Origin of the sequence: Embleya sp. NPDC050154, from assembly GCF_044460165.1 — a bacterium.
Lineage (GTDB): Bacteria > Actinomycetota > Actinomycetes > Streptomycetales > Streptomycetaceae > Embleya.
The window spans coordinates 115,022-133,415 of record NZ_JBITJP010000019.1 but is presented as its reverse complement, the minus strand read 5'-3'; the positions used below and the strand labels follow the sequence as shown (position 1 = coordinate 133,415).

At 72.6% G+C, this 18,394-nt stretch carries 19 protein-coding genes; 11 read left to right on the top strand and 8 right to left on the bottom strand.

Annotated features, from left to right (window positions below; genetic code table 11):
- Positions 1–1,060: 1,060 nt before the first annotated feature.
- Positions 1,061–1,903, bottom strand: a complete 843-nt coding sequence (locus ACIBSV_RS33680; protein WP_395869846.1) for a lysostaphin resistance A-like protein — start codon at positions 1,901–1,903, stop codon at positions 1,061–1,063.
- A gap of 453 nt (positions 1,904–2,356) precedes the next feature.
- Here ACIBSV_RS33680 and lanL point away from each other — a divergent pair, with 453 nt between their 5' ends.
- The 3 genes from lanL (at position 2,357) to ACIBSV_RS33665 (ending at position 6,598) form a co-directional block, all read left to right on the top strand.
- Complete coding sequence (lanL, locus tag ACIBSV_RS33675) at positions 2,357–5,044, top strand: class IV lanthionine synthetase LanL (protein ID WP_395869844.1); 2,688 nt, start codon at positions 2,357–2,359, stop codon at positions 5,042–5,044.
- Between the two features lie 29 nt (positions 5,045–5,073).
- On the top strand, positions 5,074–5,223 hold the full coding sequence (locus ACIBSV_RS33670; protein WP_395869842.1) for a hypothetical protein: 150 nt from the start codon (positions 5,074–5,076) through the stop codon (positions 5,221–5,223).
- Between the two features lie 97 nt (positions 5,224–5,320).
- Positions 5,321–6,598, top strand: a complete 1,278-nt coding sequence (locus ACIBSV_RS33665) for a lanthionine synthetase C family protein (protein ID WP_395869840.1) — start codon at positions 5,321–5,323, stop codon at positions 6,596–6,598.
- Between the two features lie 99 nt (positions 6,599–6,697).
- Here ACIBSV_RS33665 and ACIBSV_RS33660 read toward each other — a convergent pair whose 3' ends face one another.
- Positions 6,698–7,777 (bottom strand): Lrp/AsnC family transcriptional regulator, encoded by a 1,080-nt coding sequence (locus ACIBSV_RS33660; RefSeq protein ID WP_395869838.1) that lies wholly within the window; start codon positions 7,775–7,777, stop codon positions 6,698–6,700.
- Positions 7,778–8,043: 266 nt separating this feature from the next.
- Here ACIBSV_RS33660 and ACIBSV_RS33655 point away from each other — a divergent pair, with 266 nt between their 5' ends.
- Positions 8,044–8,433, top strand: a complete 390-nt coding sequence (locus tag ACIBSV_RS33655; RefSeq protein ID WP_395869837.1) for a VOC family protein — start codon at positions 8,044–8,046, stop codon at positions 8,431–8,433.
- The gene (locus tag ACIBSV_RS33650; protein WP_395869835.1) at positions 8,426–8,608 is read left to right on the top strand and encodes a hypothetical protein; all 183 of its coding nucleotides are present in this window, start codon (positions 8,426–8,428) and stop codon (positions 8,606–8,608) included. Before ACIBSV_RS33655 ends, ACIBSV_RS33650 begins: the two co-directional genes overlap by 8 nt.
- A gap of 92 nt (positions 8,609–8,700) precedes the next feature.
- Here ACIBSV_RS33650 and ACIBSV_RS33645 read toward each other — a convergent pair whose 3' ends face one another.
- The 3 genes from ACIBSV_RS33645 to ACIBSV_RS33635 all read right to left on the bottom strand — a co-directional run bounded on the left by ACIBSV_RS33645 (position 8,701) and on the right by ACIBSV_RS33635 (position 10,844).
- Entirely contained in the window at positions 8,701–9,249 is a 549-nt protein-coding gene (locus ACIBSV_RS33645; protein WP_395869833.1) for a hypothetical protein, read from the bottom strand.
- A gap of 267 nt (positions 9,250–9,516) precedes the next feature.
- Entirely contained in the window at positions 9,517–10,086 is a 570-nt protein-coding gene (locus tag ACIBSV_RS33640) for a hypothetical protein (protein ID WP_395869832.1), read from the bottom strand.
- Entirely contained in the window at positions 10,083–10,844 is a 762-nt protein-coding gene (locus tag ACIBSV_RS33635; RefSeq protein ID WP_395869830.1) for an alpha/beta hydrolase, read from the bottom strand. Before ACIBSV_RS33635 ends, ACIBSV_RS33640 begins: the two co-directional genes overlap by 4 nt.
- A 253-nt stretch (positions 10,845–11,097) precedes the next feature.
- Between ACIBSV_RS33635 and ACIBSV_RS33630 the strand changes: the two genes are divergently transcribed.
- Positions 11,098–11,754 carry a maleylpyruvate isomerase N-terminal domain-containing protein gene (locus ACIBSV_RS33630; protein ID WP_395869828.1) on the top strand — a complete coding sequence of 219 codons (657 nt, stop codon included), beginning with the start codon at positions 11,098–11,100 and terminating at the stop codon, positions 11,752–11,754.
- 171 nt (positions 11,755–11,925) lie between these two features.
- Here the strand turns inward: ACIBSV_RS33630 and ACIBSV_RS33625 are convergent, their stop codons facing one another.
- Positions 11,926–12,675 (bottom strand): TioE family transcriptional regulator, encoded by a 750-nt coding sequence (locus tag ACIBSV_RS33625; RefSeq protein ID WP_395869827.1) that lies wholly within the window; start codon positions 12,673–12,675, stop codon positions 11,926–11,928.
- A 58-nt stretch (positions 12,676–12,733) separates the two neighbouring features.
- Here ACIBSV_RS33625 and ACIBSV_RS33620 point away from each other — a divergent pair, with 58 nt between their 5' ends.
- The 3 genes from ACIBSV_RS33620 to ACIBSV_RS33610 all read left to right on the top strand — a co-directional run bounded on the left by ACIBSV_RS33620 (position 12,734) and on the right by ACIBSV_RS33610 (position 16,110).
- Positions 12,734–13,975, top strand: a complete 1,242-nt coding sequence (locus tag ACIBSV_RS33620; protein ID WP_395869825.1) for an erythromycin esterase family protein — start codon at positions 12,734–12,736, stop codon at positions 13,973–13,975.
- 159 nt (positions 13,976–14,134) lie between these two features.
- A complete protein-coding gene (locus ACIBSV_RS33615) occupies positions 14,135–15,169 on the top strand; it encodes a proline racemase family protein (RefSeq protein ID WP_395869824.1) in 1,035 nt (344 codons plus the stop codon).
- Between the two features lie 17 nt (positions 15,170–15,186).
- A complete protein-coding gene (locus ACIBSV_RS33610) occupies positions 15,187–16,110 on the top strand; it encodes an ornithine cyclodeaminase family protein (RefSeq protein WP_395869823.1) in 924 nt (307 codons plus the stop codon).
- A 126-nt stretch (positions 16,111–16,236) separates the two neighbouring features.
- Here ACIBSV_RS33610 and ACIBSV_RS33605 read toward each other — a convergent pair whose 3' ends face one another.
- A complete protein-coding gene (locus tag ACIBSV_RS33605; RefSeq protein WP_395869822.1) occupies positions 16,237–16,881 on the bottom strand; it encodes an FMN-dependent NADH-azoreductase in 645 nt (214 codons plus the stop codon).
- 82 nt (positions 16,882–16,963) lie between these two features.
- Here ACIBSV_RS33605 and ACIBSV_RS33600 point away from each other — a divergent pair, with 82 nt between their 5' ends.
- Positions 16,964–17,446 (top strand): MarR family winged helix-turn-helix transcriptional regulator, encoded by a 483-nt coding sequence (locus ACIBSV_RS33600; RefSeq protein ID WP_395869820.1) that lies wholly within the window; start codon positions 16,964–16,966, stop codon positions 17,444–17,446.
- Between the two features lie 132 nt (positions 17,447–17,578).
- Here ACIBSV_RS33600 and ACIBSV_RS33595 read toward each other — a convergent pair whose 3' ends face one another.
- Positions 17,579–17,842 carry a hypothetical protein gene (locus ACIBSV_RS33595; protein ID WP_395870017.1) on the bottom strand — a complete coding sequence of 88 codons (264 nt, stop codon included), beginning with the start codon at positions 17,840–17,842 and terminating at the stop codon, positions 17,579–17,581.
- Between ACIBSV_RS33595 and ACIBSV_RS33590 the strand changes: the two genes are divergently transcribed.
- Positions 17,724–18,317, top strand: a complete 594-nt coding sequence (locus ACIBSV_RS33590; protein ID WP_395869818.1) for a macro domain-containing protein — start codon at positions 17,724–17,726, stop codon at positions 18,315–18,317. The two genes, ACIBSV_RS33595 and ACIBSV_RS33590, sit on opposite strands and share 119 nt — an antisense overlap.
- Positions 18,318–18,394: the final 77 nt, after the last annotated feature.

The window sequence follows — 18,394 nt, the reverse complement described above, 5'->3', positions numbered from 1 at the left end:
CGCGACCGTGACCGCGTAGCGGGCATGCGACCGGTCGGGCAGACCGGTGCTCGGTTCCTGCGGGGCCGGTTGCGCGTCCCCTACGGGTTCGGGGTTGGGCCGGTCTCTCCGAGCCGGGTTGCTCGGCCCCTACGGGGCGGGTCGCACGTCCGCTGCGCGGCCGGAGTCGGGTCGGGCGTTGCGAAGCGGGTTGGTGGTGTGGTGTGGGGTGGCGGGCGCGTAGCGAACGTGCATCCCGGGCGCGTAGCGGACGGCGCGACCGTGACCGCGTAGCGGGCATGCGACCGGTCGGGCAGACCGGTGCTCGGTTCCTGCGGGGCCGGTTGCGCGTCCCCTACGGGTTCGGGGTCGGGCCGGTCTCTCCGAGCCGGGTTGCTCGGCCCCTACGGGGCGGGTCGCACGTCCGCTGCGCGGCCGGGGCCGGGGCCGGGCTGGGCGCTGCGGGGCGGGTTGGTGGTGTGGTGTGGGGTGGCGGGCGCGTAGCGAACGTGCATCCCGGGCGCGTAGCGGACGGCTCGACCGTGACCGCGTAGCGGGCATGCGACCGGTCGGGCAGACCGGTGCTCGGCTCCTGCGGGGCCGGTTGCGCGTCCCCTACGGGTTCGGGGTCGGGCCGGTCTCTCCGAGCCGGGTCGCTCGGCCCCTACGGGGCGGGTCGCACGTCCGCTGCGCGGCCGGGGTCGGGTCGGGCGTTGCGGGGCGGGTTGGTCGTGTGGTGTGGGGTGGCGGGCGCGTAGCGGACGTGCATCCCGGGCGCGTAGCGGACGGCCCGACCGTGACCGCGTAGCGGGCATGCAACCGGCGCGCCGACCGGTGCTCGGCTTCCTACGGGGCTGGTCGCGCGTCCCCTACGGGTCCGGGGTCCGGCCGGTCGCTCCGCGCCGGGTTCTCCTGGTTCGGCGGGACGTGGTCGACGGCGCCGGATGCACGAGCGACACGTCGTGGTCGGCGGCGGCGTGGGTTCGGCCGCAGCGGGGGCAGGTGCCGGCCGAGCGTCGCCGGTGCGCGAGGGCGGTGAGGAGCAGGGCGGTGCAGAGGACCGTACACGGCGAGGGCCGGTTCAGCGCACGACCAGGGCGAGGATCAGCACGATCAGGACGACGTTCTGGATCGAGTGGATCGCGATTCCCATCCACGCGCTGCGAAATCGTTTGCTCGGGTAGGCGAACAGGCCGCCGGCCACCGCCGCGCCGGGCATGGACCACGGTTGGTGCACGTGATACAGGCCGGTGAGCAGACCGTTCACCCACCAGTCGTGCCGGCCGAAGGACCCGCGCATGCGCGGCAACAGCAGACCACGGAAGAGGAGTTCCTCGCCCAGGACGCTGTTGAACGTCATCATCACGGCGACCAGCGCCAGCCACCCCCACGCGCCGCTGACGTAGTCCTGTCCTTCGGTCGATTCCAGGAACGCGCCGAGGCTGCGGTCGGACGGCTCGGACAGGCCGGTGGGGACGAGTTGCACCAGCAGGAAGCCGAGCGCGAACACCGCCACCCACCACCACAGTCCGCCTCCCCGCCGACCTCGGTCGTCCGAAGGGGCCCGCAACCACAACGCATCGCGCAGTACCGACCAACGCAGGCTTGCCTGTTCGCGGGCGACCAAGCCCAGGACGAGGATTGTCTGCCAGACCAGGCCACAGGTCAGGGCGGCGATCAGGACCGTGGCGAACCGCCCCTTCGAGGCGTCGTCGCCGGCGACCATCGGGGTCACCACCCAGGCGAGCAGTGCCATCGGGACGACGGCCGCGGCCCAGACGGTGAGCACCGCGGCGATGGAGTACTGGGGGAGTGGTGGCGGGGAAGCGGTGCCGTGCGGGCCGCCCCCGAGCGCCGTCGTCGATGCGGTGGAACTCCCGTGTATGTCACGAGGGTTCGGGGTCGAGCCGGGTGAGATTGTCATGCCTCGAGCGTGCCGGTCCACGCCCCGGGCCACTATCGGTGACATCCCCGACCCGTCCCTGGATCAATTCTCCGGGTGGTCCCCGATCCCGATTCGGGAGCGCCCGCCGCAACGAGGCGCAACGGCGTGCCGAAAACGTCGAGTTCGTCCACGCCCGTGCCCCGCGACCAGCCTCGACACGACCTGCGCCGATCGCCCGGGACGGCGGTGACGCCTCGGTCGAGGTAGGGCCTCTCCCTCTGTCGGGGTAGGGGAATCGGAGCCGATCGGTCGAGGTAGGGCCTCTCCCCTGCCCGGGGCAGGGGAATCGGAGCCGACCACAGTGCGATCGCGGTCGGCCGGGCCCGGTCGGGATGTCCCTCACATTCCCGGATCCCGTCCGCAGACCGTCGGTTTTCGGACTTTCCGGTGGCTGCTCTCCCGGACCAACCTTGCCGGTGCCATTCTTGTGCCGTGACACGCAGCTATCAGTCGATCACGAAAGAGATCCTGAGTGCGGTGAGCCCGCCCGGCGCGTGGCGGATCCGGGACGGCGAATCCTGGTGCATGGTGACTCCACCGCACCATGAACGCCGTTCGCAGGGCTGGAAGTTGCACATCTCGGCCACTCCCGCGTCGGCGCCCGCGGTATTGGAGCACGCGGCCCGGGTCCTGGTGGCGCACGAATGCGCGTTCAAATTCGCGGTGACGCCGCGATTCACCGCCGAGATCAACTCGGTTCGGGCCAACCGCGCCCAGTCCGGGAAGTTCCTCACCGCCTACCCGGCCGACGACGCCCAACTGCGGGTACTGGCAGAGCGGTTGCACGCGGTGACACTCGGTCTGCCCGGCCCGGCCATCCTCTCCGACCGGCGCTACCGGCCCGACAGCCTGGTCCACTATCGCTTCGGCTGCTTCGCCCGACCTCGCGAGCTGACCGACGAGGGCTTCTACGAAGGGCGCCTCGAAGCCCCCGACGGGACGCTCGTGCCCGACCGGCGCGACCCGTGGTTCTCGCCGCCCGCATGGGCCCGCCCGCCCTTCGACCCGCCCGCCCCCGCCGTCCCCGGCCGGCGGCGCGGCGATCCCGTGCGCATCGGCGGGCGCTACCTCGTCAAGGAGGCGATCCGGCACTCCAACCGCGGCGGCGTCTACCGCGCGCTCGACGAACACACCGGCGACGACGTCCTGCTCAAGGAGGCCCGTCCGCACGTCGGAGCCGATCTCGCCGGCCGCGACGCCCGCGACTGGCTGCGCTACGAGGCGGACATCCTCACCCGCCTGGCGCCGCGCGGGGTCACGCCCGCCGTACGGGAGGTCTTCGAGAGCGCCGGCCACGTGTTCCTCGTCGAGGACCTCATCGACGGCAAGAGCCTGCAACAGTGGGCCGCGGACCGGCTGAACGACGCGGACGGTCGCCTGCCGGTGCCTCTCGCGTGGCGCTTGGCCCGCGAACTCGTCCGACTCCTCGGCGAGGTACACGCCGCCGGCTTCGTGGTGCGTGACTTCAAGCCGAGCAACGTGGTGATGGCTCCCGGCGACGCGCCCGTACTCGTCGACATGGAATGCACGGTCCGCCTCGACGAGCCCGCGCACGTCGCCGGCACCCAGGGATTCACCGCACCGGAATACCTCAACGGCCCCGGCCGGGACGCGCACACCGCCCCGCCCGCGCCCGGCCCGGACGTCGACGCGTACAGCCTGGGCGCCACACTCCTGTACGTCACCACCGGCATCAACCCGGTGCAGGCCGCGGATACCACGCCCGTCAGGTCGTTCGGCGACCGGATCGCGGCCATCGTGCACGCCGCGGCGCCCGCGTCCCCCGCGCTGCGGGCGCTCGCCCCACTGGTGTTGGGGCTGACCGCCGACGGCCGGGCCCGCTGGCCGTTCCCCAGGGCCGCGGCGTTCCTCGAGCGCGAACCCGCCGCGGGGCCGGTATGCGCGGGGCCCACGGCGGCCGACGCCGACCTCGACCGGCTGATCGACGACGGCCTGGCCCACCTCGGCGACACGATCGACCCGGCCGGCGAATACCTGTGGGCGCGCCCGCGCTCGCTCCCGTACGGGGACGCCTGCAACGTGCAGGTCGGCGCGGCAGGGGTGCTGGCCGTCCTCGACCGGGCGGTGCGACACGGATACACCAGGGCCGAGCCCGCGCTCGCCGCCGCCGCCCACTGGCTCGACCGACGCCTGACCCTGCCCAGCCGCGTCCTGCCCGGCCTGTACTTCGGTCGCTCCGGCACGGCCTGGGCCCTGTACGACGCGGCACACACCTTGGGCGACCGGCAACTGGCCCGACGGGCGGGCGAGTACGCACTGCGCATCCCGCTGGAGTGGAACAACCCCGACATCTGCCACGGACTGGCCGGCGCCGGCATGGCCCAATTGCATCTGTGGCACGCGAGCGGCGACGAACGCTTCGCCGACCGGGTGACACGGTGCGCCGAGGGACTGCTCCGGATCACCCGCAACGCCGAAACCGGCGTCGACTGGCCCCTGGGCCCCGAGTACCCCGACGACCTGCGCGGCTCGGTCCTGTACGGCTTCGGGCACGGCGTCGCCGGCAACGCGGCCTTCCTGCTCGCCGCCGGACGCGACCTGAAGCGGCCCGAGTGGACCGAGACGGCGGTCGGCGGCGGACGTCTCCTGTGCGCCGTCGCCGAGCGCCGCGGCGACGGAGCCCGGTGGCCGAAGGGGCCACGCCGAACCGACGGCGTCGGGCTGAACCTCTGGTGCAACGGCACCTCCGGGGTGGGCACGTTCCTGGTCCGTCTGTGGCGGGCCACCGGCGACCCGTGCTTTCGCGAGTACGCCGAACGGGCCGCGCTCGCGGCATACCGGGACCGCTGGCGGCTCGGCCCGGGCACCTGCCACGGGGTCGCCGGAAACGCCGAGTTGCTCCTGGACCTTGCCGACGCGACGGGCGAGGACCGGCATCGAGTCCAAGCGGCCGAAATGGCGCACTGCCTGTTTGTGCGGGCCACGCGCAGGAACGGCCGGCTGCTGGTCCCCGACGACACGATGCGGGAGGTCTGCGCGAGCTACAACGTCGGATTGGCCGGCGTCCTGGACTTCCTGCTGCGCCTCAGACTCGGCGGCGATCGTTCGTGGCTGGTGGATGCCGGCCGATCGCCGTCGCGGCCGAACGACCACGCGTGAGGATCACCCCCGAAGGGAGGACGCCGACCATGGAAACCACGGAGACTCTGGTGCTGGAGCTACAGGAACTGCCGGAAACGGACGAGCAATTGCTGGAGCCGGTGATGTGTTGCGACACGATGCACACCAGCTTCGATTGCACGGACACCTGTACGGAACCGCCGCGCTGCCACGGCTGACGCTCGGTTCGACGCACGCGGTGCCGTGCGGGCGTGGCGCGTGCGAACGAGGCAGCGCCGCCCGCACGGCACCGGCCGGGTCGTGGGAGGAAACGCCTTGGGCGACGCGCGATGGAGGACGGTGTTGCCCGGCGCGACGTCGGCCGCCGTGCTGGACCACGTTGTCGCCCTGGCGGGGCGGCCGCGCGAGCTTCCCCACGCCGTGCGACACGACCTCGCCGGCGGCGGCACGGGCCTCGCCTTGGCGTACCGGCAACTCGACCTGTGCCTGCCCGGACGGGGCTGGGGCGCCACGGCCGACGGGTGGCTGACCGCGGCGACCGCCGGTGCGGAACGGGTGGGCGCCTGCGCACCCGGCCTGTTCGGCGGCCTCGCCGGCCCCGCCTTCGCGGCCTGGACGTCGGAGCGAATACCCGACGGCGACGGCCGCGAGACGCCGCACGACCGGGTCGTGGCGGACGCGGTCACCCGTGCCCGGGCGCTCGGCGCGCGCCGATCCGGGCTACCGGTGCGGGAGTTCGACGTCATCTCGGGCCTGACCGGAACCGGCGCCTACCTGCTGCGCCGCGCCGCGGACTCGGACCCGGAGTCGGCGGCCGACCCGGCCTCGGGCCCGGCGCTCCGCGCGATTCTGACCGCCCTGGTGGCGCTGTGCGCCGAGCGGGAAGGGACGCCGCACTGGTACACGCCGGTCGAGGCCGCGAAGGACCCGCAGGTGCGTGCGATGTTCCCCTACGGCACGCTCAACTGCGGTATGTCGCACGGCATTTCCGGTCCGCTCGCGCTGCTGGCGCTGGCCCTGGAGGCCGGTGTCCGGGTCGAGGGCCAACGCGAGGTCGTCACGACCGCGGCGCGCTGGCTGACCGAGCACCGGACCGACGACGCGTGGGGGCCGAACTGGGTGGCGATGGTCGCCGTACCCGAACCCCCGGGGGCGCCCGGATCCTCGCGTCCGACTACCGCGAACACCCGCGTCGCGCGTGCCTCGTGGTGCTACGGCAGCCCGGGCATCGCGCGGGCGTTGTGGCTGGCCGGGTCCGCACTGGGCGACGCCTCGTTGTGCGAGCTCGCGACGCGGACCCTGAAGGCCGTGTATCGCCGCCCGGCGTCGGCGCGGCTCGTCGACGACACGCCCGGCCTGTGCCACGGTGTCGCCGGCCTGTTGCAGATCACCCTGCGGTTCGCCCACGACACCGGCGACCCCGCGTTCGTCGAGGCCGCGGGCGGCCTCACCGGACACCTCCTGCGCCTGCGCGACGCCCTGCCGGCCGCGGGACCGGGCTTCCTCGACGGCGCGGCGGGCACCATCCTGGCCCTGCTGGCCGCCGCCACCGATGTTCCCCCCACATGGGACCGGACGCTGCTGCTCAGCTGACCCGGACTCCCGGTCGACGACGCCCTCTGGGCTCGACCCCAGTCCGGCGGGCCGCCTCCCGGTCGGGAGAGCGCCCCCGGGTGCGGTCGGCGGTTTCCCTCACGCCGGACGGGACGACTTCGTCGAGTCGTCGGATCGGGTGCGTGGCGGCCGGGACGCCACGGGAGCCACCGGTCCGGCGCGTTTGGTGCGGCGCTGCGCGATGGAGATCTCGACGCGGCCGATGCCGGCGACGTCGGCCAGGTCGGTGGCCAGGTACTCGTACAGGGCGTCCGTGTCGCGGCACTCCAGGATCGCGACGACGGTCGCCTGGCCGGTGGTGATGGCGGCATACGCGACCAGGTCGTGGCGGGACAACGCCTCGGTGACGGCCATCAGTTGACCCGGCGCCACCTCCAGCCACACGATCGCCTCGACCGAGCGGCCGAAGAACCCGGGATGCACCTCCACCTCGAAGTCCAGAACCCCGGCGTCACGCAACCGGGTGATGCGCTGCCGAACGGTGGACTCCGACCATCCGGTGGCGCTCCGCAGGTGGGACAGGGCCGCACGGCCGTCCTCCGCGAGCGCCCGGGCCAGGCGCTCGTCGCCGTCGCTCCACACGATCGTGCCCCGCGCGAGATCCACCGCTTCGGGTGCCTCGGGTGCTTCGAGGGGTGTCGAAGGACGAAGGCGAACCTGTTCGGACGCGTCGAGGGCCCGCATGCGTCCCTTCCAACCGCCGACTCCCACGATCGGCCGCAGCACACAGGACGCCAGCACGTCCCGCACGCCGGGGGTACGCCCCAGTTGGTCGAAGAACGAGGGGCGTGCCTCGTTCGAAGGGCGCGCCTCGTCTTCCCCCGAGGGGGTGCGCACCATGCACGTGATCTCCGTTCCGCCCACCAGCGGGGCGATCCAGGAGGTGTCCGCGCGCTGGGAGAGCGTCTGGGCGAGGGCCTCCGCGGTCGCGGGCAGGCAGCGGATGCGCACGAACCAGTCGAGCATGCCGATGCGGCGGCTGTCGATGTTGCCGACCACACGCACGATCAGCCGCGAGCGCAGGCGCAGGTAGCGGCGCGCGATCGTGCGATCGGGGACCCCGAGCACCGCCGCGATGCGGCTGTAGGAGGCGCGTCCGTCGAGTTGCAGAGCGTGGATCAGCCGGCGATCCAGATCGTCGAACGTGACGGATTCCATGGGTTTCGCCTCCTCGAACGTCCGATTCCGATGAACTCGACGGCCATTGCATCCGGTGCCGGATCGCCGGTGACGATACTGGCAGCACCGAACGCACACGAGGCCACCGCTCCCGATTCCCGGGAATCGGCGGGCCGCGGCGCGCGTACTCGACCGCCGCGCGGTGCGTCGGGGCGGCACGGGCCGACCGACGGGCGGTCCCGAGCGTGCGAACCACGCGCGACGACCGGATGCCGCACCCTCCAGACGATCCAAGGAGAACAACCTTGCTGACCGTACTTCCGATCAGGTATGTGACCGATGTGGACGCCTCACGGCGCTTCTACGCCGGGCTCGGTCTCGCCTTCCGGCCGGAGCTCAGTGTCGACGTGTGGGCGCAACTGTCCGCCGACGCGGGCGCCTTGGGGATCCACGACGCGGCCGTGTCCAAGGGGCGCCCGCCCGGCACGGTCGAACTGGGTTTCGCCACGGACGAGAGGCTCGAGGACGTCGCCCGGCGACTGGCCGACGCCGGTCAGGAATTCGAACTCGTCGACGAGGACTTCGGGCGCAGCATCCGCGTCGTCGACCCCGACGGCGTCACCATACAGATCCAGGAGATCGACCCGGACACCGTTCGCCGCTCGGCGGCGGCCCTGAAGAAAGAGCGTGACTGACGTACCGTCACCATCGGGCGGGCCGGTGCTCCCGCCCGGCCTGCCGGCGAGCGGTGTCGACATCGGCATCGTCTCACCGACTCCGGCGTCGCCCGCGCTCGCGGCGGCACCCGCGGGCCGGGCGGGGATGGCGGGTGCCGCGGTGGGCACGTTTCGTCGGCTCGGATTCGCCTGACGTGTTTCACGAAGGGACCGCTTCCGGCGATGTCGGGCGCGTGCGGTGCGCCGGTGGCGGGACGGCCGGTGTGGTGTACGAGTCGGCGGTCGTCATTGCAGGAGGAGACGACAGTCGCGTTCGTTGAGGCCGAGGACGGTCAAGGGGGCGTTGATGTCGGAGGTGAGGCCACCGGGGCGGAACTGTGCGGCCAACCGCGCGGAGTCCTCGCTCACCAGCGCGTCACGCCGATCGCGGTATGTTTTCGCGTCCCCGGTGATCGCCGCGGCGACCTGGGACCAGGCCTCGGCCCATTTCGGGTCGGCGGAGGTGAGCTTGCCCAGGTCGCGCGTGGTGCGCTCGTATTCCTCGATGGTGCGGGTCAGCGCCTGGGCCACCTCGGCGGGAGGGCGTTGCTTCTTGATTACCGTGACCAGTGCCGTCACGATCGCGTCGCGGTCCTTGCGGTAGTCGGCATCGCCGGCGCGCCGCTTCAGTACGTCACCGCAGATCCGCGCCGCACGGTGGGTGAACTCCCCGTTGTCCCGGACCACATCCGGCCCGGAGGAACCGTCGTCCGAGCACGCCCCCGTCGCGGCCCCCGTGATCAGCACCACCGTCGCGACGAGCACCGTCCACACCCCGCGGTTCCATGTCCTCACCGTGCACCCCACCCCCAAGTCTTCTCGAACGACCTGCGTCGATCGGACGTGCACCGACTGCGATCGGTTCCATCGCTTCCATCGGTTGTCTCGGAGCCAACCGACGTCGGTCACATGTGCCATCCGTACGCACCTGCGGCTTGCTCGCGCACAGGGCCCCCGCGCGGGCGGAACCCGACGTCGTCGAGTCGGCCCCCGGCAGGGACCGGCTCGTGTCGGGTGGCCGGGGCCCACTCGGTCGACCGAGTGGGCCCCGGATCCGGGAATTCAGGTGCTGCGGAGGAAGGCCGGGAGTGTGCGGACAAGTTCGTTTCGCGCGGGGGCGGCGAACAGTGCGTCGAGGTGGGTCATCGTCGGGTCGGCCGCATAGGTGGCGCGCGGGATACGGGAGTTGGCGACGACCCGGCGGGCGGCGGCCGACTGCGTGCCCTTGTCGAGGCCGGTCTCGAAGACGTACAGGGGGACGTCGACGTCGCGCGCGTGCCGAAGACGCAGGCCCAGGATGCGCGCGGACTCGGTGTCGGCGTACGCGTCGACGGCTTCGAGGTCCAGGCTCAGGCGCTGCGGCCAGTACCACTCGAAACCGGCCGGTTCGGGACCGGCCTGCGCCTCGGCCACCCGGTGCAGCGGCGTCATGTTGTCGTCCACCCAGTCGCCCGCGGCGTCCAGGTGACCCGACCGTACCGACAGCGCGGCGTGCGTGTGCGGGGACTCCTGCATGAACCAGCCGAGCAGCCCCGCGTTGGTGACGGGGCGCGGCGGTCGCAGGTGTTCCGGCAGGCGGGCCGCGAGCACCGAGGGGTGGTGCGGTGCGCGCTGTGCGTACCAGGCGATCAACTGGTACCAGACGGCCGTGGATTCGGGCCGATCACCCAGGCCCAGGGCCCGGGTGAGGTAGTCGTCGACGAGCGCGGAGGATGGGGCGTCCGGAGCGTTGATCGCGGCGAGGCGCGAGCGCACGACGTCGGGGGGTTCCGCGGTTCCCAGCCCTCGCCCGCGAAGGCGCCGTCCACGCCTCCGTCGATGAGGACCAGCCCGGCCAGGTCGCGATAGCCGGGCCGCCCGGCGAAGTCCCAGGCGGCGTACGCGAGTGCCGTGGTGGCACCCCACGAATGGCCGCCGAGCACGACCCGCCGGCGGCCGGAGTCGGCCGCCTGCCGCACGACACCGCGCAGGTCGGCGAGCGCGGTCGCCAGCCCCCAGTCGCGGGCCTCGGGCAGCGGAGGACGCCGGCGGTAGTGCCCGTCGAGGTAGTACGCGGCCGGATCCTCGCCCTTGAACCCCCGGGTGTCGGCCCGGGACTGCTCGCGGCGGTCCACCGCCCACACCTGCGTCCCGGGCAACGCCCGGGTCAGATCGCGGGCCAGGACGCGCAGGTCGCCCGCCGCGCCGTACATGCCCGGTGCCAGGACGAGGACTCGGCGGGCGTCGGGACGCCCCACCTTCAGGACGCGGACCGCGTCGACGGACACGTACGCCTCCCGGAAGCGACCGCCCCGATCGCCGTCCGCGGCTTCGGCCGGTGCCGCGCCGACGCCGAATCCCGCGCTCAGCACGAGAGCCACCACCGATGCCGTCGCGCGTTTGCCGAACACTCGGCGTGTTGTGAATGTGCCGGACCGCACCGTTGCCTCCACGGATGTCGACGATGTTGACGTCCGGAAGAGGTCGGGAATCGCGGTCTCGTTCCCTGTGCCGCGCGTCACACCCGGACCGAAGGCGCGGAACGGAGCCTCTCCAGTGCCGCCCCGCGCCGCGCCGCTGTCGCGAGGCGAGCCGTCCGGAGACACGAGCCGCCGGCCGCAAATGCGTTTGTCCGCCCGTGCGGCACCGCATTACCGTGCCCACGTGGAACTCTTCTCCCATTCGTGGACGGCGTTGCGCGCGGCGGTCGCCGATCTCTCCGACGAGGACTTCGCGAAGCCGTCCGGCTGTACCGGCTGGCTCGTGCGTGACCTGGTGTGCCATCTGGTCATCGACGCCCAGGACGTCCTGATCACCCTGGCGACCCCGGCCGAGACGGAACCCACCCGCGACGCGGTGACCTACTGGGACGTCGCCGAGGCGGCCCCGACCGGTGACGACCCGCTCGACGCGCTGACCGTTCGGCTGGCCGCCGCGTACCAGGAGCCGGGGCTGCTCAAGTTCCACCTGGACGACGTCGGCTCCGCCGCCGGTCGCGCCGCCGAACTCGCCGACCCCGACCTTCGGGTCGGTACCCGCGACCAGGTCCTGACCGTGCACGACTACCTGGGCGTGTACGTCCTGGAGTGGACGCTGCATCACCTCGACCTGATCGCGCATCTGCCGGACGCGACCCAGCCGCCGGCGGAGGGCCTCGCCCGGACACGCGAGATGCTGGAGCAGATCGCCGGCATCGCGTTCCCCGCGTCGTTCTCGGACCGGGACGCGCTGTTGGTCGGCACCGGGCGGCGCGCCCCGACCGACGCGGAGAAGGCCGAACTGGGCGAGTCGGCGGCGCGGTTCCCGCTCTTCCTCGGCTGAGGCCGATCGTCTCGCCGCACGCGACAACCGCGGGTGCCGCGTGGGGCAAGGTCGAGGCCGGCTCGCCCGCCTCCGCCGTGAGCCGGGCCGGAGCGGCGACCTCGAGGGTCGTGCGGTCGGGGGGCGCCAAGCCTTCCTCGTACCCGCTGCGCCCGGCCGGCGGCCGAAGTGTCAGCCGCGCGCGCGGAGGTACGCCTCCAGTTCCGCGGCGCCGGCCAGCATCGCCCGGCCGCGAGCGGACAGCCGGTCGCTCCAGTCGCGGAGCGCGGCCTCCAGCGGTTCCGGACCGCCGGCCGCCCGCACCCGGGCGATCAGCGGGGCGATCTGCTCCAACAGATAGCCGCCCCGCCTGAGTTGGTGGGCCATCCGGGCATCGCGCACGTCGGCCTCGTCGTAGACGCGGTACCCGGTCAGCGGGTCGCGGCGGGGATGCACCAACCCGGCCCGCTCCCATTTGCGCAGCGTCGCGGCCCGGACGCCGAGCTTTCCCGCCAGCGGCCCGATGAACGTGCCGCCACGCCCGCCGGACACCGCCGCGTCGGGCGCGGGCGTCATCGAGGGCGCCAGGTCGCGCAGGGCGCCCCGCACGGCCTGGAGCGTCTGCCGATCCTCGAGGAGTCGGGCGTGGCTCTCGTCGACGAGGCGCAACGCCTCGTCGACCGCGCCCTCGTTCACGGCCCGCATGATCGCGCTCGCCGTGCGGTGGCCGTGGCCGGGCACCAGCGCCAGGAACGCGCCCAGGGCACGCGCGTGCAGCGGCGTGTAGGTGCGATAACCGTGGGCCGTGCGATCGGCGGCCGGAAGGATGCCGGCGTCCTCGTAGTTCCGGACGGCCTGTGTGGACAGACCGTGCCCGCGCGCCAGGTCGATCGGCCTGAGTCGATCACCGGTTTGAGGGTTTCGGCCACCACTTTGCCCCATGGTCCTGATACTCCAGCGAAGAAGTTTCCACCGAAAGTTCAACGATACCGTTCAAGGCATGGCTACTGGACAAGGTATGACCGACGCCGTCGAGGACACCGCCCACGCCGTCGAGGCCGCCGCCGTCATGAGGCTGCTCCCGGTCCGGCCGCGGCTGCTCGCGCTGGGCGAGCCCACCCACGGCGAGGACGCCCTGCTCGAACTGCGCAACCACCTCTTCCGAGAACTCGTCGAGCAGGAGGGCTACCGGACGATCGCGATCGAGAGCGACTGCATGATGGGCCTGGTCGTGGACGACTACGTCACCTCGGGCACCGGCACCCTCGACGAGGTGATGGAGCGCGGCTTCAGCCACGGGTTCGGCGCGTCCGCCGGCAACCGCGAACTCGTGCGCTGGATGCGGGCGTTCAACGACGGACGGCCCGCGTCCGAGCAGCTTCGCTTCGCCGGCGTCGATGGCCCGTTGGAGATCACCGGCGCCGCGAGCCCACGACAGGCCGTCACCGCGCTGCACGACTACCTCGCGGCGCTGGTGACCGCGGAACTGCTCCCGCGCGCGGCGCGAACGCTCGACCGCCTGCTCGGCCCGGACGAGCGCTGGACCGATCCCGCCGCGATGAGGGACCCTTCCCGGTCCGTGGGGCGGTCGGCCGAGGCCGGGGAACTGCGGCTGGTCGTCGACGACTTGGTGGCACTGCTGGACGCTCGCACGCCGGAGCTGATCGCGGCGGGCTCGCGCGAGGACTGGGACCGAGCGCGTCTGTACGGGCGTACCGCCACCGGCCTGCTGCGCTACCACTTCCGGATGGCCGACCCCACACCGAGCCGCATGACGCAACTGCTGGGTGCGCGGGACCAGATGATGGCCGACAATCTTCTCGCCGTCGCCGCGCGTGGCCCGGCACTGGTGCACGCGCACAACGGCCATCTCCAGCGGGAGATGAGCACGACGCGGATGGACGACGTGCCGCTGGAGTGGTGGAGTGCCGGCGCGATCGTGAACGCCCATCTGGGCGAGGAGTACGCCTTCGTCCACACGGCCCTCGGCACGATCGGGCACCGCGGCGTGCACACCCCGCCCCCGGACACCGTCGAAGGACTCCTGTACGCGCTCCCGCACGACAACCGCGTCGTCGACCCCCGCCGGCTCGCCACCGCCCTGGGCGAAACCCGGCCCACCCCGCGCGCGTCCACCTGGTACGGCTACGCCCCGCTCGACCCGGCCCACCTCGCCGGAATCGACGGGATCGTGTTCGTCAAGGACGTTCCGCGGAGCCGGCCGCCCAGGCCGCAGCGTTAGATCGCACAACGCCCCGCCCCGGTCGCGGTGTTCGCCGTTCGGGTGGACGCCGTGGTCGTGACGGTGCCGCCATCGCGGGGACGGGCGGAAGGCCACCCGCGTCTTGCGGCGCGTCGACAAGGCTCAGTACCATGTCACATCTCATAGAGGAGTTGCCTGGTGAGTGCCGAGCCTGTGACCATCGACGCCGTCGACTACCACACCGCGGGAGAACCCTTCCGGATCGTCTCGCGCGGACTGCCCGCCATCGCGGGTGACACCGTCGCCGAGCGCCGCGCGATCGCGCTCGGCGCGGGCGGCACCGCCACCGCCCCGCGTCCGGGACCCCTCGACGACATCCGCCGACTGCTCACCCGCGAACCGCGCGGACACAGCGGCATGTACGGCGGGTTCGTCGTTCCCGCGGACGACAACGAGGCGCACCTGGGGGTGCTCTTCTGGCACAAGGACGGCTACTCCACCGCCTGCGGCCACGGCACCATCGCGCTCGGCGCGTGGGCGGTGGACTCGGGACTGGTCGCGGCCCCCGCCGACGGTCCGGCACGGGTGCGCATCGACGTCCCCTCCGGCAGGGTCACCGCCACCGTGCACCGCCGAGCCGGTCGCACCACCGCGGTGACCTTCCGCAACGTCCCCACCGGCGTCGCCGCGAGAAAGATCCCGGTCACCACCTCCCGTGGCCTCGTGCACGTCGACATCGCCCACTCCGGGGCGTGCTACGCCTCCGTCTCCGCGGCGGCCCTCGGGCTCGCCGTCGAACCGGCCGGACTCCCCGAACTCACCGCGATCGGCCGGGAGATCCGCGCCGCTCTCGCCGACGAACCCGCCACCCGGCACCCCGACGACCCCCGCCTGTCCGGCGTCTACGGCGTCATCCTGTACGAGGAACTCCCGGATACCGCGACGGGACCCCGTCAACGCAACGTCACCGTCTTCGCGGACGGACAGATAGACCGGTCTCCGTGCGGTTCGGGCACCTCCGCCCGACTGGCACTGCTGGCCGACAGCGGTCGGATCGGACCGCACGAGGAACTGCGGCACGAGTCCGTCGTCGGCACCGTCTTCACCGGCCGGATCGCCGGCGAACACCCCGCCGGCGTGATCACCGAGGTCACCGGTACGGCGCATCGCACCGGCGAACACCGTTTCGTGCTCGAAGCCGACGACCGTCTCGGCACCGGGTTTCTGCTGTGACGACGAACCGACTCCCCATGATCGAGCTCGCCTCGACGCCGATCGAGGCCGTCACGACGATCGAAGACACCCTGTCGGCCGGGCTGGATCCCGAGCGGGTACCGGCACGTTCGAGCGTCGCCGTTCCCGCCGGGGAACTTCTGCTGATGCCCGCCGCCCTGTCGACCCATGTGGGCGTCAAGATCGCCGGAGTGGCCGCCGGCAACCCTGCCAGGGGCCTGCCGCGGATCACCGGTAGCTACCTGCTCCTGGACGGACCCACGCTTCAGCCGCTGGCACTGTTCGACGGCGCCGCGCTCACCGCGATCCGCACCCCGGCCGTCACCGCCGTCGCCCTGCGCCGCCTCGCCGTCCCCGACGCGTCGCACCTGGTGCTGTTCGGCACGGGCCCGCAGGCGTACGCACACCTGCGGGCCGTGCTCGCCATCCGCCCCCTGACCCGACTCACCGTGGTCGCCCGCCGCGTCGCGTCGGCTCGGGCACTGGCCGAGTACGCCCGCTCGCTGGGTCTCGCGGCGGCCGTCGGCGGTCCGGAAGCCGTGGCCGGCGCCGACATCGTGGTGTGCGCCACCACGGCCCGCACCCCCCTGTTCGACGGCGACCTGGTCCCCGCCCACGCCGCCGTGGCGGCGGTGGGATCCCACGAACCGACCGCGCGCGAGGTGGACACCGCGCTCGTGCGTCGCTCGGCGGTGTACGTCGAGGCTCGTGCCGCCGCGCTCGAAGAGGCCGGGGACCTGATCATCCCGGCCGGTGAGCAGGCGCTCGACGCGGTGCTCGCGCCGGTCAACCTCGCGGAGTTGGTGCGCGGACGGGCCGCCGTTCCCGACGACCGGCCGCGCCTGTTCAAGAGTGTGGGGATGGCCTGGGAGGACCTCGCCGTCGCGGTACACGCCTACGCTCGGCACGCCGCCGAGCCGGTGCCGACCGGATCCGGGTGACACGGGTCGGGTGACGCGGGCCGGGCGCGAGCGCGGGCCCCGCCGTCCGCCGGGCCGGCCGGCGCCCGCATGCGGCCGGCCCGTGCCGGATTCCGTCAGTGCGCTGCCGCCCCGGCGTCGGGCGTGCTACGCCACGGTCACGGGGGTCCAGCGCCGGTCGATGGCCCGTTCGGCATCGGCGAGGCTCTCCTCGAACAGCGGTATCAGTTCGGCCATGGCCGGTTGCATCGGCGCCAGGGTGAGCTCGGCGGTGATGAAGACCGGATCCAGTCCGGTCAGCGAGACCCCGTGCGTGAGCCACTGTTCGGCGTGCGCCCACCCCTCGCGCGGGGTTCCGGGACCGTACCCGCCGCCGCGGGCGGCGAGGACGAGGAACTCCCTTCCGCCCAGCAACGGTTCGCCCGTCGCGGCGTCCAGGGACAGACCGGGGGCGATGAGGTGATCGACCCAGGCCTTGACGCTGCTCGGCGCGCCGTAGTTGTACAGCGGCAGGCCCAGAAGCACCGTGTCCGCCTCCCTCACCTCGCCCACGACCCGCTCGACCAGTTCCCACGACGCGGCCTGGGCCGACGTGCGTTCGTCCGCCGGTACGGCTCCGGCCGACGCGGAGGTCGTGTCCAGGTGCGGGAGGGGATCGGCGCCGAGATCGCGGTAGGTGACGGATCCGTCGGGGTGCGCGGCCTGCCAGGCGGCCGCGGCGCGCGCGGTGAGCCGGCGACTGATCGAGCGGTCGCCCTGGACGCTGGAGTCGATGTGCAACAAACGAGGCATCGGTTTGCCTTCCATGATTGATTGGTGCATCGCCAACGATTCACAGCATACATATCTTCAGGGGCATGGGTACCCTCCTTGCATGGCCTCCTTGCCCGTGGTGAATCAGCCGGTGCGCCGCTCCGGCGCCCTGTTGGACCACCTCGCGCGCAGGATGCGCGTGCATTCGGAGGCTGTCCTGACCGAACTGGGGCTTCGCCCACGGCACTTGGTCGCCCTGACGGTGCTGCGGCACATCGACGGCAGCAGTCAGCAGGCGCTCTCGGCGAAACTGACGCTGGATCGTGCGAACGTGGTGGGGCTGCTCAACGAACTCGAGACCGCCGGACTCGCCGAGCGCCGACGTTCGCCCGAGGACCGGCGTCGGCATACCGTGCACATCACCGATGCCGGGCTGCGCATGCTCGCCGGAGCCGAATTCGCCCTCGCGGCGGCCGAGGAGGAAGTGCTGGGCGCGCTGACCCCCGCTCAACGCGACGACCTCTTCCACCTGCTCGAACTGGCGGTCTCCGACGACGCCGGCGGCGTCTGCGGGGAGCCCGAGTCGACCCCGCCCGGCTGCTGAGGGCGTTCGAAGCCCGACAACGGCTCGGGCTCGACCGGGGGAGAACGACAGGAACTCGCCGCGCCCGGCTCGGGCGCGGCGAGTTCCGTTTCCCGCGTGAGCGCCGGTGCGATGGACCGCACCGGCGTCGGATCACGACACGAGGGTCTGCTCCTCCAGTTCGGTCAGGTGCACGGTGCACAGGCCGCCGCGCTCGGCCTTGACGTTCGTCACCTTGAGCTGCGTGCCCGGCAGGAGGATGAACTCCTCCTCGTCGGTGAACGCGGAGAAGCGGCGGATGCCCACGGCACGGTCCGGGAGCACCTCGAAGAGGGTGCGCTTGCCGCGGCAGGTCGACGCCTGGGTCACCCCGACCAACTCGCGCGGGCGGATGGACGGCGGGGTCGACGCGGTCATCAAGCGCCACCTCGGGGCGGGTATCCAATTGCGCGTGCAACGGGCGATCCGCGACCGGTTCGCGGGAAGCCTCCCGGTGGGAAGCGCGGTGTGCGTCTCGTCCGGCGCGGTCAACCCGAAGTTCCTGATCTCGACCCCGACGATGGAGACGTCGTCGGAGAACGTCAGCGAGACGCTGAACGTGGCGCCGGCGTGTGCCGCCGCGTTCCAGGCGATCCACCGCCAGAACGAAGAGGCGCCGGGCAGCATCGCGTCGGTCGCGCTGGTCGGCATGGGCGCGCAGACCGGCCGGGTGCCGGCGCGGGTGTGCGCCAACCTGATGTGGACGGGCTTCACCCTGTTCAACGACTACTACTTCGCGGACTACGACGACCTGCGCAGCACGATCGTCGCGCAGCTCGACGACCTCGAGGACGCGCCCGCCGAGCGGCGCGTGCGCATCGAGCCGCCGAAGCGCCCGACCTCCGGTCGCTGACCGACGCGGCCGCCGCCCCTGGATCGAACGCGCGGCGGCCCGGGTCGGGGGAGCCGACCCGGGCCGTCTTGTCGAGA

Excerpts from the sequence above, each read along its gene's own strand:
- ACIBSV_RS33680 (WP_395869846.1), bottom strand. The coding sequence starts at position 1,903 with ATGACAATCTCACCCGGCTCGACCCCGAACCCTCGTGACATACACGGG.
- ACIBSV_RS33670 (WP_395869842.1), top strand. The coding sequence starts at position 5,074 with ATGGAAACCACGGAGACTCTGGTGCTGGAGCTACAGGAACTGCCGGAA.
- ACIBSV_RS33660 (WP_395869838.1), bottom strand. The coding sequence starts at position 7,777 with ATGGAATCCGTCACGTTCGACGATCTGGATCGCCGGCTGATCCACGCT.
- ACIBSV_RS33625 (WP_395869827.1), bottom strand. The coding sequence starts at position 12,675 with ATGGGGCAAAGTGGTGGCCGAAACCCTCAAACCGGTGATCGACTCAGG.
- ACIBSV_RS33620 (WP_395869825.1), top strand. The coding sequence starts at position 12,734 with ATGGCTACTGGACAAGGTATGACCGACGCCGTCGAGGACACCGCCCAC.
- ACIBSV_RS33610 (WP_395869823.1), top strand. The coding sequence starts at position 15,187 with ATGATCGAGCTCGCCTCGACGCCGATCGAGGCCGTCACGACGATCGAA.
- ACIBSV_RS33605 (WP_395869822.1), bottom strand. The coding sequence starts at position 16,881 with ATGCCTCGTTTGTTGCACATCGACTCCAGCGTCCAGGGCGACCGCTCG.
- ACIBSV_RS33600 (WP_395869820.1), top strand. The coding sequence starts at position 16,964 with ATGGCCTCCTTGCCCGTGGTGAATCAGCCGGTGCGCCGCTCCGGCGCC.
- ACIBSV_RS33590 (WP_395869818.1), top strand. The coding sequence starts at position 17,724 with ATGCCCACGGCACGGTCCGGGAGCACCTCGAAGAGGGTGCGCTTGCCG.
- ACIBSV_RS33595 (WP_395870017.1), bottom strand. The coding sequence starts at position 17,842 with ATGACCGCGTCGACCCCGCCGTCCATCCGCCCGCGCGAGTTGGTCGGG.